At 55.5% G+C, this 14,692-nt stretch carries 13 protein-coding genes; all 13 read right to left on the bottom strand.

Features of this window, described 5'->3' with window-relative positions; genetic code table 11:
* Positions 1-17: 17 nt before the first annotated feature.
* The gene (locus ACR0KG_RS16115) at positions 18-1,076 is read right to left on the bottom strand and encodes a LacI family DNA-binding transcriptional regulator (RefSeq protein WP_480551629.1); all 1,059 of its coding nucleotides are present in this window, start codon (positions 1,074-1,076) and stop codon (positions 18-20) included.
* Positions 1,077-1,083: 7 nt separating this feature from the next.
* A complete protein-coding gene (locus ACR0KG_RS16110) occupies positions 1,084-2,706 on the bottom strand; it encodes a dihydroxyacetone kinase subunit DhaK (RefSeq protein ID WP_480827839.1) in 1,623 nt (540 codons plus the stop codon).
* Positions 2,707-2,717: 11 nt separating this feature from the next.
* The gene (locus ACR0KG_RS16105) at positions 2,718-3,710 is read right to left on the bottom strand and encodes an ABC transporter ATP-binding protein (RefSeq protein WP_480827838.1); all 993 of its coding nucleotides are present in this window, start codon (positions 3,708-3,710) and stop codon (positions 2,718-2,720) included.
* The gene (locus ACR0KG_RS16100) at positions 3,703-4,800 is read right to left on the bottom strand and encodes an ABC transporter ATP-binding protein (protein WP_480827837.1); all 1,098 of its coding nucleotides are present in this window, start codon (positions 4,798-4,800) and stop codon (positions 3,703-3,705) included. Before ACR0KG_RS16100 ends, ACR0KG_RS16105 begins: the two co-directional genes overlap by 8 nt.
* Before the next feature lie 2 nt (positions 4,801-4,802).
* Positions 4,803-4,991 (bottom strand): hypothetical protein, encoded by a 189-nt coding sequence (locus tag ACR0KG_RS16095; protein WP_155150119.1) that lies wholly within the window; start codon positions 4,989-4,991, stop codon positions 4,803-4,805.
* Positions 4,988-5,926 (bottom strand): carbohydrate ABC transporter permease, encoded by a 939-nt coding sequence (locus tag ACR0KG_RS16090; RefSeq protein WP_010442361.1) that lies wholly within the window; start codon positions 5,924-5,926, stop codon positions 4,988-4,990. Before ACR0KG_RS16090 ends, ACR0KG_RS16095 begins: the two co-directional genes overlap by 4 nt.
* The gene (locus ACR0KG_RS16085) at positions 5,923-6,870 is read right to left on the bottom strand and encodes a carbohydrate ABC transporter permease (protein WP_170332156.1); all 948 of its coding nucleotides are present in this window, start codon (positions 6,868-6,870) and stop codon (positions 5,923-5,925) included. Before ACR0KG_RS16085 ends, ACR0KG_RS16090 begins: the two co-directional genes overlap by 4 nt.
* 79 nt (positions 6,871-6,949) lie before the next feature.
* Positions 6,950-8,269 carry an ABC transporter substrate-binding protein gene (locus ACR0KG_RS16080; RefSeq protein ID WP_480540328.1) on the bottom strand — a complete coding sequence of 440 codons (1,320 nt, stop codon included), beginning with the start codon at positions 8,267-8,269 and terminating at the stop codon, positions 6,950-6,952.
* Between the two features lie 912 nt (positions 8,270-9,181).
* A complete protein-coding gene (locus ACR0KG_RS16075; protein ID WP_480827836.1) occupies positions 9,182-11,362 on the bottom strand; it encodes a xanthine dehydrogenase family protein molybdopterin-binding subunit in 2,181 nt (726 codons plus the stop codon).
* Position 11,363: 1 nt separating this feature from the next.
* Positions 11,364-11,816: a (2Fe-2S)-binding protein gene (locus ACR0KG_RS16070; protein ID WP_480827835.1), complete on the bottom strand. Its 453-nt coding sequence runs from the start codon at positions 11,814-11,816 to the stop codon at positions 11,364-11,366.
* Between the two features lie 55 nt (positions 11,817-11,871).
* Positions 11,872-12,774 carry an efflux RND transporter periplasmic adaptor subunit gene (locus tag ACR0KG_RS16065; protein WP_480827834.1) on the bottom strand — a complete coding sequence of 301 codons (903 nt, stop codon included), beginning with the start codon at positions 12,772-12,774 and terminating at the stop codon, positions 11,872-11,874.
* Positions 12,771-14,381: an MFS transporter gene (locus tag ACR0KG_RS16060; protein WP_480827833.1), complete on the bottom strand. Its 1,611-nt coding sequence runs from the start codon at positions 14,379-14,381 to the stop codon at positions 12,771-12,773. Before ACR0KG_RS16060 ends, ACR0KG_RS16065 begins: the two co-directional genes overlap by 4 nt.
* A complete protein-coding gene (locus ACR0KG_RS16055; protein WP_480540338.1) occupies positions 14,365-14,673 on the bottom strand; it encodes a GNAT family N-acetyltransferase in 309 nt (102 codons plus the stop codon). The genes ACR0KG_RS16060 and ACR0KG_RS16055 overlap by 17 nt, the downstream gene beginning before the upstream one ends.
* Between the last annotated feature and the right edge of the window lie 19 nt (positions 14,674-14,692).

Here is a 14,692-nt window from a genome sequence, read left to right as displayed (position 1 = left end):
CCCCAAAACCTAAGCCTCTATGGCGGTAAGTTTTCCTTCAGATAGATGTCGATACGGATACGTTCCTGCGCTTTGTTGAATGGAACCTTGTCCTTAGTTGCGCGCAATAGACGGACGGCAGAACGAACAATATGCCCGGTGTCTTGCGAGATTAAGGCGTCAAATGTGCCAAGCCTAAGCGCCTCACGACTGAGCGGAGTGAGCTCATGCGCTATGATCACCAGATCCTTGCTGAACCTGTTCTCTGAAAGAAATTGAATCAGGCCGGCATTGCCCGCTGCTGACGAGTATATTCCGACCAGATCCGGATAGGTTTCGAAGATCTCGGGCATCATCTTGTAAATCAGATCCGGGTCATCCCGGCCCTCAACCGACGCTACGACTTGGAGGTGCGGAAATTCCTCGGCCACAACAATATCAAAGCCTTGGCGACGCTCCAGGTGGTCACGCGCCAAACGGGATCCTGTAAGAACTAAGACCTTGCCGTCGCGATGGACAAGCCGCCCCATCAGCTGAGCGGCGGTTCGTCCTGCCGAAACGTTATCGATTCCCACAAAGTGGTCTCGCTCTGAACTGGGCAAGTCAGATACCAAGGCAACCACCGGAACGCCTTTGTCCCTGAGCCTTTTTACAGCGTCGCGGACAGAAGGCGTTTCGGGCCCAAAAACGGCAACCCCATCAACATCCAAACTGTCGACAGCATCCAAAATGTTGACGATATCTTGCGGCTCGAACGGAGCGACCTTCTTTATATCAATGCGAGTCCGCTCGATAAATTGGTCACGGGATTGTTCTGCGATCTGACTGCTGATTGCCTCCACAAACTCGTTGTCCGTGTCGGGCAGAACAAAGAGGAAGTTGTAAACCCGGTTTCGCGCAAGGTTAGCCGCAGCGGTGTCGCGCACATAGCCCAGCTCATCAATTGCCTTTTGTACTTTCTGTACGGTTACGGCCCGCACGCCGGGGCGTCTATTCAAGACCCGGTCAACAGTCGCGAGACTGACACCCGCGACGCGCGCGAGGTCGTTGACGGTTGGCTTTTTTACCAATTCTAGTTTTTGTTTTTGGTCTTCCACGTGTTCCTCAGCCCTCAATCTCCCGCGCCAAGCCTTCAAACAACAAAGCAACCGCCTCAGCACCGGGATCGTTATGTCCAACCAGGTTTTCTTCGGGAACATAGGCCGCGCGACCCGCCTTCGCACGACGAATATTTGCGGTGTTGTTCGCGCCTTCGCGGGCAGCCTCGGCCGCGTGTGTCAGACCAGATGGTAGCGCGGCAAGTGCCGGTGCCAGGGCGTCAATCATTGTCCGATCACCGACCTTGGCACCTCCGACCTGGCTGACACGGTTCAGGCCCTCGACAAGGGATTTGGGCACGGAGGCTCCGCTTGCACAGGCATCCCCAGCCGCGTTGAAAAAGATCGCAAGAATCACACCGGACGACCCACCCATGGTCTGGCTCAGTTCATTGCCCAACGCCGGAAACAGCTGTGTCAGATCAGCAAGCGGCATGCGGTCAAGGCTACCTTGCAATGCTCTTGCGGCAGTCGCCAATGTGCTTCCTGTATCGCCATCTCCGGATTTCGCATCCAGCTCGTTCAGGGTTTTCTCGGCGTTGATCAGCAGCTCAGACAGCCGGGTGATCGTTTCCTTTGTTGCGGGATTGTTCGAAGGAATTGGATCGATCGGGGTCAGGCCATCAGGCAATGGTGCAACTTTGATCGGGTCGATGGAATTGACCCCGGGCCATGCGGCCAGATCAACGGGTGCTTCCAGGGCTGACAAATCGTCTTGATCCACGGGCAGAATGGAAACCGAAAACCCGTGCATATCCAGCGATGTCATCATGGGTGCCGGGCCAATGATATGGTGGGCGATATCAGTTTCGGACAACGCGTGCGTGAGGACAGCCATTTCTAGCGGAGTCGTTGAACCCAGGTTGTTGACCAACGCCACGCAATCCCCAGACCCAACCCTTTGCTTCAGCTTCTCCACGACCGTGGACATAGCCGAAACAGCATTTGAGAACTCGACTTGCTGTACGCCGGGCTCGCCATGAATACCTAAGCCAAGCTCTGCCTTCCCCGGCGCGATCCTGTCTTCTTTCGGAGATCCCGGAACCGTACAGGTGTCCAGACTCATGCCGATGCTGACAACCTTTGCTATGGTGCGTCTCGCTGCGGCGGTAACGGTGTCCAAATCGGCACCGCTTTCGGCGAGCGCTCCGGCGATTTTGTGAACGAACAACGTACCCGCCACGCCACGTGGTTGCGGAAGGTCGGGCAGGGCGATGTCATCGTCGACGACGACCATTTCAACCTTGCGACCCAATGCACGAGCGCGTTCAGCCGCCAGTCCAAAATTCAGCCGGTCACCGGTGTAATTCTTGACAATTAGCAAGCATCCAGCCTCACCCGTGACAGCAAGAATGCCCGCCAAAACTGCTTCGACTGACGGGGATGCAAACACTTCGCCGCAGACCGCGGCTGTCAACATACCGGCACCAACGAAACCGGCATGGGCTGGTTCGTGACCAGATCCTCCTCCGGACACCAGGGCGACCTTCGACTTGTCCCAATCCGACCGGTAAACAACCTTGATATGCGGATAGCCGTCCAACCGCGTAAGCTGACCGCCAGAGGAAGCCAGAAGGCCGTCTATCGCCTCTGTCACCAGGGTTTCTTTTGTGTTGAGGAACTGGGCCATGCTTTTGCTCCTTAATTCACGCGCGCGCCGGACGCGTCAAAATACAGCGGGTTGTTGGGACGGATTTTTATTATCTTTCCAGATGGGTAGTCCTGATGGACATCAATCAGGGTCACAACCGGGTGACCATTCAGGTCCAGGTGCAGCCGTGTTTGATCGCCCAGATGTTCGGCACGTATGACACGCGCTTCACTGCCTTCGCCTTCAATGATGTTTTCTGGGCGCAAGCCAATCTGCGGGCCTTTGTGATCGCCTCCGAATAACTCGGATGGCAGGATGTTGATCCGCGGCAGACCCAACCGGCTGGCGACATAAACACTGCCAGGGTTTTCATAGATATCCCGGGGTGTTCCGTATTGAACCAGTTTTCCGTTTTCCAACACGCCAATATGCGTCGCCATTGTCATGGCTTCGACCTGATCGTGCGTCACATAGAGCAAAGTCGACCCCAGATCGGCCTGAATCCTTTTCAACTCGACTCGTAAATCCGCCCGTAACTTGGCGTCCAAAGAGCTGAGTGGTTCATCCATCAGGAAGATCTGGGGGTCGCGCACCAGCGCCCGCCCTATCGATACACGCTGCATTTCGCCACCAGACAGTTCGGTGGCTTTGTTGTCCAGTTTGTGCGGGATTTGGAGGATTTCCGAGACTTCGTTGACCTTCCTCGCGATCTCATCCTCTGGCGTCTTCAGGATCGGCGACCGCAGAGGGAAAGACAGGTTCTCACGCACTGTCATATGCGGGTACAGCGAGTATTGCTGGAAGACCATCGCCACATCGCGCTGGGCAGGTGTATCTATTCCAACGTCACGCCCGGCAATGCGCACCGTTCCAGAATCCAGTTTCTCAAGCCCGGAAATCAATCTCAGCGTCGTTGTTTTTCCCGCACCTGTCGGGCCCAACAGCACCACAAAAGCGCCGTTGGGGATCGTCATTGAGATATCATCCACTGCTTTAAGATTGCCGAAGGATTTCGAGATGTTTTCCAAAACGACTTCAGCCATTGCTTAGTACCTCGTCGTTCAGAGCGGACCTCAACGCGCGCCCGGTAGATTTTTCAAACAGGGTTACCGCAGGTGAGCGGAATTCCAATCCCACAGTCTCGCCGGGATTAACGGTTTCTCGGGCATCAATCCGGGCTTTCAGCTCTCCGTTCGGGCTTTGCAGCGTCACGATCTGGGTGGTTCCCAAATATTCTGCGGCCAGAACCTTGGCCCGGTAGGCGCTGTTGTCTGACAGAAAAACATGCTCGGGGCGAACGCCGAAAACCAAGTCACCTTCCGCACTTTCCATCAGTTTGGGCACGGCTTCGTCATGGCCATTCAGTCGAACCATTTCCGAGCCAGGCGCGACCTTTCCTTGAAACGGTAGGAAGTTCATAGAAGGAGACCCGATAAAATCCGCAACGAACATCGTAGCTGGTTTGTCGTAGATTTCCTGCGGCGTGCCGAATTGTTCGATCACGGCGTTGTTCATCACCACGATCTTGTCGCCCATTTGCATGGCTTCCAACTGGTCGTGTGTCACGTAAACAGTGGTTGCGCCCATGCGATCATGAAGCGCGCGTAGTTCTTCGGCCATGTGCTCACGAAACTCGGCATCCAGGGCGCCAAGAGGTTCGTCCATCATGAACGCCTTGGGTTCACGAACAATTGCGCGCCCGAGCGCCACGCGCTGCCTGTCGCCGCCTGACAACCCACCTACCGGGCTATCGAGGATGTCTTTGATCCCCAAGATGCCCGCGACTTCCTCGACTTTGGCCTTTACGGCGGCTCGGGGCATGCCCTGCGATATCAGCGGATAGCTGATATTCTTGCGCACGTTCATATGCGGATATAGCGCGAACATCTGGAACACGAAGGCAATGTCCCGCTCTGATGGCGGCCGCTGGCTGATCTCTTCGCCGTCCAGATAGATTTCGCCCGAAGTTGGAAGCTCCAACCCCGCGATCATCCGCAGGGTCGTGGTTTTTCCGCAACCGGACGGGCCCAGCAACATGAAAAACTCGCCGTCCTCAATCGTGAACGAGCTTTCGCGGACAGCCGTGAAATCGCCGAACATCTTTTTTACGTTTTTGACTACGATCTGGGCCATTTCTACTCCGGGAAATGGCTGACGATGATGAACATGACGGTTCCGATCAGCGTGACGATGAAAGAGTAGGTGAAGGCCCAAAGGACAAAGGGTTGCATCAGCATGAAGACACCCAGTGCGATTAGGATGGTTGCAACCATCTCCCATGGGCCGCGGCGGAGCCGTAGCAATCCGGTAAGAAACTCGCTCATTTGCGTACGGCTCCGAATGTGATCCCACGCAGCAAATGTTTGCGCATCAGGATGGTGAAAATCATGACGGGGATCAGGAAGATCGTGGCACCTGCAGCCACAGCAGGCCAGTCCAGGCCGCCAATACCGATAATGGTCGGGATAAACGGTGGTGCAGTCTGCGCATTCGCGGATGTCAGCAGCACGGCAAACGCGTACTCATTCCAGGCGAAGATAAGGCAGAAGATCGCAGTTGACGCGATGCCTGTGGCGGCTTGCGGCAGCACCACTTTGTAGAAGGCCTGAAACCTCGTGTAGCCATCTATGAGGGCGGCTTCTTCGTACTCTCTTGGGATTTCGTCGATGAACCCTTTAAGCAACCAAACTGCCAGGGAAATATTCACCCCCGTGTAGAGCAGGATCATCCCGAGATGCGTATCGCTTAAACCGAGGTTTCTGAACATCAGGAAAATCGGGATGGCGACAGCAACCGGAGGCATCATCCTTGTACTAAGTATGAAGAACAGAAGGTCGTCCTTGAGTGGGACCTTAAATCTGCTGAACGCATAGGCGGCCAGCGTGCCAAGGAAGATACTCAAGAACGTTGAGCCAAATCCGATGATAACCGAATTCATAAAGCGCTCGCCGAACTTGGACGGCCCGACTATCACCATGTCGTACTGGCGGACAATCTCATCGGCCCAATTCTGCGGTGGGTTCGCTTCCAGAAACTCCTGCGTCTGCCGTGTGCGCGTGGTGAAGAGGTTGACGTAGCCTTCAAGCGTTGGGTCAAAGACCACTTTGGGTGGATAGCTGATCGCATCGGCCGGGGATTTGAAGCCTGTCAGCAAGATCCACACCAGCGGGATCATCGTGATCAGCGCATAAGTAATGACCAGGAAGCCTGCGATCCATTTGGACCGGTTCGAAGGTTCTGTGACGGAAAAACTGCTCATCTCTGTTTCACCTTGTTCAGGGCTTTGACGTAGATCGACGCAAGGCCGAACACGGTGACGAAAAGGATGATCGCATAGGCTGACGCATAGCCTGTACGCCATTTTTCAAAGGCTTCGCGTTTCAGGTTGATCGAAGTGAGTTCCGTAACAGACCCCGGTCCTCCGCCGGTGAGCTGAACCACCAGGTCGAACATTTTGAAGTTCTCGATCCCTCGAAACAGCACAGCGAGCATCAGGAACGGTAACACCATCGGGATGGTAATCGTAAAGAACTGCCGCAGCTTGCTGGCTCTGTCGATCTCAGCGGCCTCGTAGATGTAGTCAGGAATGCTGCGCAGACCAGCGAGACAGATCAGCATTACAAAGGGGGTCCACATCCAAGTGTCGACAATCACGATCGCCCATGGGGCCAACGTGACGGACCCCAGCATTTCAAAGCTCGATGGGTCCTTGCCGGTAAACCACGACACGATGTAGTTAAACAGGCCGATCTGAGGTTGATACAGGAACTTCCAGAAGTTCCCGACAACCGCCGGAGACAGCATCATCGGCAGCACGATAATTGTGGTCCAAAGATCGTTGCCCTTGAATTTCTTGTTGATCAGCCACGCCAGGGTAAACCCGATCAGGACCTGGAAAAAGATCGTCCAGAACAGGAAGTGTGCCGTCGCCTGCATATTCAGCCAGGTGTCAGAATCTGTCAGGATACGCTCGTAATTCCTGAGACCGACATCTTTGACTTCACGCCCGATCCGGTTGGCCTTGTAGTTGGTAAAGCTCAGTTGGATGGTCCAGATCAACGGAAAGATGTTGATCGCCAGCAATAGAAAAATCGTTGGGGAGATGAAAATCCAGGCGATCGCGCGGTCGGATAATCCCCGGATTTTTCGCGCAACTCGCTCGGGCGTTGCCTGCGCAACGCGATCTACGGTCCTGTCAGACATCTCTTTGCCAGTTCTTGTTGGTTTAGGACTCACGGGTGAAGGTGGAGCGGGATTGCACCCGCTCCGGCCTGTGTCCGGATTACAGCTTGCCTTCGTCTTCGAATACTTCCGTCCAATCTTCGATCAGAAGATCCAACGCTTCCTGAGCTGTACCTTGGTCAGCAACCACGTAGTCGTGGATGCGTTTCTGCATTGCCAGCAGAAGCTCCGCGTAAGCAGGCTCTTGCCAGAAATCCTGCACACCGCCCATTGCCTCCAGGAAGTCACCGGCAAACGGTTGACTGTCTACGAAACCGGGATCTTCCAGCACCGAGTTATGTGCGGAGTATCCGCCAAGTTCCCACCATTTGGCTTGAACTTCGGGCTGTGCGAACCATTTAATGTACTCAAGTGCGGCGTCCTGTTTGTCAGAGTAGCTGACGACAGAAATACCTTGTCCGCCCAGTGTCGAACCTGCCTGATTTTGGGGTGGGTTCACAAAGAAGTCGATCTTGTCACCGCCGGTATTGGGGTCGGCATAGAGACCTGGGAAGAACGCAAACCAGTTCATCGCCATGGCGACTTGACCGGACTTAAAAGCGTCCAAGCTCTCACCCATATAAGAGTTGGTGTATCCCGGGGGCGTCGCTGTCTTGTAGAACTCCTTGTAGAATTCCAGAGCCTCAACTGCTTCGGGTGAGTTTACCGCGCCTTCCATGTCATATGAGCCCGGGGTGTTTTCGTATTTGAAGCCCCAGGGATACAGCGCTCCGGTCACACCCATGGTGATCCCTTCAGAGCCGCGCTCGGTAAAGATTGCTGCCCCATAGACTGTCTTGCCGTCGATCTCACGGCCCTGGAAGAACTGCGCGATCTGCAACAATTCTTTCTGAGACTGCGGTTCACGCAGGTCCTGACCAGTTGCCTCTTTGTATGCAGCCTGGATGTCGGGGTTTTCAAACCAGTCCTTGCGATAGAACCAGCCGTTTGCATCGCCCATAGCAGGCAGCGCATAGTAGTTTGGTGTACCCTTGGGCCAGGTCGAGTACGCGTAGACAGTGGCCGGCGCGAAGTCATCCATGCTGATGCCTTCAGCATCGAAGAACTCGTTCAGCTGGACATAATGACCATTCTCAGCGCCACCGCCGATCCATTGGCTGTCACCAATCAGCAGGTCGCAGAGCTTACCCCCAGAGTTCAGCTCGTTCAGCATCCGGTCCGCAAAATTTGGCCAGGGAACAAACTCGAAGTTCATCGTATGGCCGGATTCTGCTTCGAATTCTTTCGATAGCTCAACAAGCGCGTTGGCCGGGTCCCATGCAGCCCAACATAGTGTCAGATCTTCAGCATTTGCCTTGGTAGAAAGAGTAGTAGCGGCAAGGACTATTGCGCTGGCCGAGGCCAGTTTTGTGTAAGTCATCCATTCCTCCCTTTTTGCGCCGTCAATCGAGGATGTGCGAATCGCGGCATACTTCCAAGGCTATTTGAGGTACGCACCTCAAGTCCAGAAATTTTTGAGGTTCGTACCTCAAGTGAACAAAGAAGGTCGTTAATTTCGCTTTGTAGCCATTGATTTTAAATGAGCTTTTTGGTTTGCGATGATGCGCATGTATTTTCAGCAGTGAGGCACTAAATGTTCAATTCGACTAAAATAAGCGCAGCTCACAATCGCGGCCAGCATGCGGCGACCGGCTTGGCGAACCCGCTAGCGATGCTCTGGCAGATTATTTGTTCGATACCTTTGAGGATTGGAGATAGCGTGCAAACTGCACGGACCACGCAGGATCGTGCATAATTCATTTGGTCAGGTGCAGTGATATGAACACGCTCTCTGTCGTAAGATTGAACCGCTACCCAATTAAAGACTTAGGTGCCGAGCATATGCAAACCGTGAAGCTGCGAGCAGGAGAGGTGATTCCGGGTGATGAACAGCCTCATCTGACTGATCCAAATTGATTGTTAGTACATCATCGACCTATGATCCATCGGGATGATGGTTTCGGGCGCTGGCGGGCGATAGCCCAGAGCACTGTGGGGGCGTTTTGTATTGTGGTGCGAACTGAAAGCAGACCTTCTCGCATTGAACAAAGTGTAAGCCAATTTCAGGACACCCTGCAGGTTGCAATGATGTCTAGGTTTTGTGGCATGATTTATCCTTAAGAACTTTCAGGAGGCCTCTTAAAGGCAGTTCAAGACCTCTATGAGTAGGCATTCGCGGCAACAGTTTGCGCTGCACAAAGTAGGGTTAGCGTCACAACCGACGGCAGTTTGAAAGGACCTCTGGTCAATCCGCCGCCGGTCAAAGGAAATGACTGGCAGCATCCTTAGGCCCCTACGTTTCCAGCGCGGCGGTGACGCGATCCGGCGTAAACGGCATATGGCGCAGGCGCTTGCCTTGCGCGGCATAGAACGCGTTTGCGATGGCCGCAGGCACCATCGGCGTGCCGACCTCGCCAACACCTACAGGCGGCGCATCAACCTCTGCGACGTAGATCTCAATTTCTGGCATCTGCGACGCGCGTGTGATCTCGTAGTCCCAGAAGTTGCTCTGCACCACTTCACCGTTTTCAATGTCGATCTTTTCAGAAAGAGCCATCGAGATACCGAACACGATACCACCTTCGATCTGATTGAGCGCGTTGTCTGGCGTGACGATCAGGCCGGCATCGATTGCGGCCCAGAAGTTGGTGATCTGGATCTCTCCACTGTCCGCGTCAACTTCAACTTCCGCCACACCTGCGGCCATGGAGGAGCTGTAGCCAGCGAAAGAAAGCCCTAGGTTTCGATCACCCCGATTTTGCCAATCCGACATCTCGGCCACCTTCTCAATCAGGTGTCGCCCACGCGGGTTTTCGGAAACAAGATCTAGCCGGAACTCCAATGGGTCCCGCCCGGCCTGTTCTGCCAGTTCATCCATAAAACACTCTGCCGCAAAGGCCGTGTAGGACGCACCAATACCGCGATAGGGGGCAAGGCGCGCGTGTCGGTCCATGATCAGGTGATCGGCGCGGAAATCCTTGATCCCATAGAATTTGCTCTCCGCACCCCGCATCGAGATCACATCGTTGGGGTTCACCGCATCCCAACGTACGGGATTGAAAAATCCGATCACGGTTGGTGTGGCGACCTTGTGATACCACCCGTCCAGTTTTCCGTCCGCTGTCAGGCCGGCCTCAAGCTTTTGGGCTGCAATCGGGCGGAAAGTCCCCTGCTTCACGTCGTCTTCACGCGGCCAGATCACTTTGACTGGGCGTCCGATAGCTTTCGAGCACAGTACTGCATCGCGAACATAGTTCTGCATCAGGGCTGTGCGTCGACCAAAGCCTCCACCCATTGTCATCATATTCAGTCGAACGTTTTCGACGGGGATGCCCAACACCTCGGACACAGTGCGCGCAGTCCACGACTGCGTTTGTGTGCCCGCCCAAATCTCAGCACCTTGCCCGTCCGCGTCGACATCAGCGACAGCCGCCATCGGCTCAATCTGAGCATGGTAAGCATAGTCCGACAGATAGAGCTGTGAATACAGACGGTCAGCTTTGCCAATGGCGGAAGGGGCGTCGCCTTTCTCGGCCCAGGTTGCCCCCGACGCTTCGGGAGCGCTGACAGCGGCGGCGTATTCGGCCAGCGTCTCTTCGCTGTTTGAGGTCCGGAAGGGTGAGGTGGTGGACCATTCGACCTCAAGCAAACCCCGTGCGCCCAAGGCAGACCACAGGCTTTCCGCGACCACGGCAACACCGTCCGGTACCGTCACGATATCAATGACACCCGGTACTTCGCGTGCGGCGTCGTCGTTGATGGAAAGCGGTACTTCGTCCTCGACTGGTGCACGTAGAACAGCCGCATAGGCCATATTGGGCACTTCCACATCGATCGCGTATTCAGCCTGACCTGTGCTTTTGGCCGGAACATCGCGACGCGGCAGATCTTGCCCGATGATCCGAAACGCGGATGCATCTTTCAGCGGCACGGTTGCAACGTCTGGCACCGTCACATTCCTTGAACCGAGCGCCGCCAGTTCGCCATACCCGGCCTGTTGACCATCGGGGCCCAAAACAACACTTGGTTCGGTCCTGAGGCTGGCTTTGTCCACACCCCATTCGCGCGCTGCGATTTGCAGCAACACGTCGCGCGCCTGCGCGCCCGCCTTGCGCATGGGGTCAAAATAGAACTGCGTTCCGGTGCTGCCCGCTGTATACAAAACACCGCCAAACAGCTGATTTCCAAAGCGCCGATCATCAGCGTTTAACTGTTCGATCTCGACGTCTTCCCAAGCGGCATCCAATTCTTCGGCCAGAATCTGTGGCAGCGTGGAGTAGCTGCTTTGCCCCATTTCGGTCGACGGGAAGACTACGCGGATGCTTCCATCGGCCCGGATCGTCAACCAGTGATTGACGTCCAGCGTGCCAACTGCCGCCTCAGCCCGGACGGATGAGATCCCTCCCGCACCGATGAAAAATGTCAGTCCGGCAGCGCCTTGTAGAAACCCACGGCGGTTCATGGTCATAGTCATCTCAAACCTCCTTGGCTGCGCGTTCGATGGCTTTGAAAATGCGGTTATAGGTCCCGCAGCGACAAAGATTCGAACTCATCTCATCGACGATTTCCTGTCGTGTGGGGGATGGGTTGTCCGCCAGAAGTGCTGCCGCGCGCATGATCTGGCCCGACTGGCAATAGCCGCATTGTGCAACCTGCTCTTCGATCCAGGCCTTCTGAACAGGATGCGAGCCGTCTTCGGACAATCCTTCGATCGTCGTGACTTGCGCGCCCTCCACGTCGCTAACTGACATCTGACACGCGAAGCTCGCCACACCATCCACATGCACCGTGCAGGCCCCACACATGGCAGCACCGCACCCGTATTTCGTACCTTTGAGTTTGAGCGTATCTCGAAGGACCAGCAGCAACATTTCGTCAGGGGGGTTATCAACCTCTACGGGTCGGCCGTTCAATTCGAATTTGATCATTTGGAACAGTCCTTGTGATGCCTGATGTTAATGGGATCTTGTGGAGTGGATTTCGTCATGGCCTGACCATGGAGTGGTCTTGCTCGGCGCCGGTGACTGGGTCGACCATGGGCGCGACACGAACTTTCATTCCCGGTCGTATTGTTAGGTCGGGATTTTCCAGATCTGCCCACACGCGAATTTTTCCGCTGTTTTCATCGAACCAAACCGCCGATCCGGTGAGCACAATTGCATCCTGCAGAACCTGACCGATCTCCGTCTCAACACGAAACAGGCCGGAATTTGATAGCTCCTCTGAGCGCGTGTTAGTCATGTTCAGCCCTGAAACCCATTGGGCATAGGGAAGCTCGAACACAACGCGCAGGCGGTTGAGATTTACGAGTTGAAACAGGGGCGGGTCGCCCGAATTGAACTCAACCAGCGAACCCGGTCCAACACGTGGGTCTTCCACATGTCCTGAGATCGGCGCACGTATGTGGGTGTCGTCGTAGTTGGTTTGTGCGATCTCCAACTCGGTTTCCGCCAAGGTCCTTTCAGCCTTAGCCAAAGCCAGATTGGTTTCAGCGTCCAACAAAGCAACCTCTGTCGCCGCTCCCCGCGTTGAGAGTTGGGCTGCGCGTTCCAGCCTATCTCGGGCTTGAAGCAACAGAGCATCGGCCTTGGCCAGCTCTGCACTCGCAGCATCAACCGCCAGTCTTTCCAGATCGTTTCGTAGCTGCAGCAATGGCGCGCCCGCTTCGACATACTCGCCTTGCTCAACCAGCACTTCTTCGACGATGCCCTCCGCCCGGCTATAGACGTCCGACCGTTCGACTGCTTCGATACGGCCTTCAAACTCCGCACCACCCGCGGATGCCTGCTTAGGTGCATGGGCCCAGAACAGCGCCACAAGGACTGTGGTCGAAAGAAAGGGTTTTGTGATGACCAATGTCGATAGCATCTCAAATACTCTCATCATGGTGCGATCAGATGACGAACGACGGGCCCGCTTTCACGGATATCGAAGGCTGCGACAGTCTGTTGAAGGTCCCGATCCTGATGTGACACACGCTCATGCTGGGCCAGATGTTCTTCCCAAGATGAAACCATGAAGGCTTCGACCCATAGCTCAGGCTCTTCTGCACTTTGGAAAATGCGCCAGTCATAGGCTCCGTCGCGCCAACGCTCGCCTGACCACTCCTGAATCGCGGACAAGAACGCAGCTTCGTCCTCGGGTCGAATCCGATACTCAACTTCGACCATGACAGGGCCGCGGGATGCCAAGCCGTTCTCTTCAATGGCAACTTGCGGTGCGGGCCAATGTATAGAGGGCGTCAGGTCCAGATCTTCGCCCTGACCAAGCTGGAAATTGCGCGTCAGGGTCAAGCCGACGATCAAACCGCCTGCTGCCATCAGCAAGGTGACTGAAACAGATGTTGCCGTTGCCACTTGGCCCCAGAGCGCTGATCCAAACGCCATTGACCCGAAGAAGACCATTAGATTTACGGCCAACCCTCGGGCCCTGACCCAATTGGGCAGCGCGGTCTGCGCAGACACATTGAACGTGGTGAGAACGGCAATCCAGCTAAAGCCACCTAACAGGGCAGCCATATAGGCTAGTGGGGGGGTTGTCGCCGTTGCGAGAATTGCCATGGCAACGGCAGTGCCGATGGTGCCGCCTGCCGCTGTCGTGCTTGCATCAAGCCTCGCGCGGAACTGCGGGAGGGTCAAAGCGCCCACAACAGCCCCAGCACCGATCAAAGTCAGCAACAAACCATACAGCGCCGCCCCGCCGCCTTCGATCGTCCGTACGACCAGCGGCAGCAAAGCCCAATAGGCAGAGGCAAAGATGAAGAAGGCAAAGGACCGGATCAACGTTGCCTTGAGTGGGCCGTTATGTGCGACGTGCCGCATGCCAGTCATCATCGCGTTGAACACGGGCTGAGATGTCTTCGATACACCGCCGTCATGCTTCCACAACAACAGAGCGCCAATGATCACGAGATAGCTGACCGCGTTGACCGCAAAAGGCGCCGCCAAACTGACCGATGCAATCAAAACGCCCGCCAAGGCAGGGCCGATCGCGCGGCTGATGTTGATGCCCATTGAATTCAACGCAATGGCTGGTTGCAACGCATCACGTGGCACCAAAGTTGGCACGATCGCTTGCCAGGCCGGAGCCATGAAGGCGGTGCCCGTTCCGATGGCCAGTGTGAACAGGATCAGCAGCGTCGGTGTTACCAGTTCAAGCTGAACCAGCACGGTGAGCACCGTCACCAGCACCAGAAGCACCACGTTCACCGTGATCAACAGCTTGCGTTTATCCAACCGATCCGCCAGCGTACCAGCGTATAAGGCGAAGATGAACACTGGCAGGGTAGTTGCCGCCTGCACGAGTGAGACAACTGCCGGAGATGAGTTGAGCGTCGTCATCAGCCACCCAGCGCCCACATCATGCATCCACGTGCCGACGTTGGAGATCAGGGTCGCGACCCAAAGAAGCGCAAACGCCCGATGTTTGAACGGGGCCCAAGCCGAGTTTGATGCCGCAGGTGCAGGTTTTGCGATGCTACCACTGGATGACATCTGCCAACTCCTCGCGGTTTCTTTCAGCGTAGGACCGTACAAACGGGCAAAGAGGCACAATGCGGAGACCCTTGTCGCGCGCGTCTGCCACAAGTTGCGCGACCAACGTCCGCGCCAAGCCGTGACCACGCAACTCTTCCGGGACAAAGGTGTGGTCCGCGATAACGAGGCTGGGCGTGACTTTTGACAGCGTCAGTTCCGCCTCGCTCACGATCCCGGACACCGAAGCGCCGTACCGTGCTTTTGTATCGCTTTCGCTGTAGGTGATTTTTAGTTTTTGGTCGTCCAACATGGGAAATCTCCTGAGGTCT

It is taken from the genome of Ruegeria sp. H4, assembly GCF_056533065.1.
This window is presented reverse-complemented; position numbering and strand designations above follow the sequence as displayed.

Coding starts and splice junctions, on each gene's coding strand:
- ACR0KG_RS16110 (WP_480827839.1), bottom strand. CDS start 2,706: ATGGCCCAGTTCCTCAACACAAAAGAAACCCTGGTGACAGAGGCGATA.
- ACR0KG_RS16105 (WP_480827838.1), bottom strand. CDS start 3,710: ATGGCTGAAGTCGTTTTGGAAAACATCTCGAAATCCTTCGGCAATCTT.
- ACR0KG_RS16100 (WP_480827837.1), bottom strand. CDS start 4,800: ATGGCCCAGATCGTAGTCAAAAACGTAAAAAAGATGTTCGGCGATTTC.
- ACR0KG_RS16095 (WP_155150119.1), bottom strand. CDS start 4,991: ATGAGCGAGTTTCTTACCGGATTGCTACGGCTCCGCCGCGGCCCATGG.
- ACR0KG_RS16090 (WP_010442361.1), bottom strand. CDS start 5,926: ATGAGCAGTTTTTCCGTCACAGAACCTTCGAACCGGTCCAAATGGATC.
- ACR0KG_RS16085 (WP_170332156.1), bottom strand. CDS start 6,870: ATGTCTGACAGGACCGTAGATCGCGTTGCGCAGGCAACGCCCGAGCGA.
- ACR0KG_RS16080 (WP_480540328.1), bottom strand. CDS start 8,269: ATGACTTACACAAAACTGGCCTCGGCCAGCGCAATAGTCCTTGCCGCT.
- ACR0KG_RS16075 (WP_480827836.1), bottom strand. CDS start 11,362: ATGACTATGACCATGAACCGCCGTGGGTTTCTACAAGGCGCTGCCGGA.
- ACR0KG_RS16070 (WP_480827835.1), bottom strand. CDS start 11,816: ATGATCAAATTCGAATTGAACGGCCGACCCGTAGAGGTTGATAACCCC.
- ACR0KG_RS16065 (WP_480827834.1), bottom strand. CDS start 12,774: ATGATGAGAGTATTTGAGATGCTATCGACATTGGTCATCACAAAACCC.
- ACR0KG_RS16060 (WP_480827833.1), bottom strand. CDS start 14,381: ATGTCATCCAGTGGTAGCATCGCAAAACCTGCACCTGCGGCATCAAAC.
- ACR0KG_RS16055 (WP_480540338.1), bottom strand. CDS start 14,673: ATGTTGGACGACCAAAAACTAAAAATCACCTACAGCGAAAGCGATACA.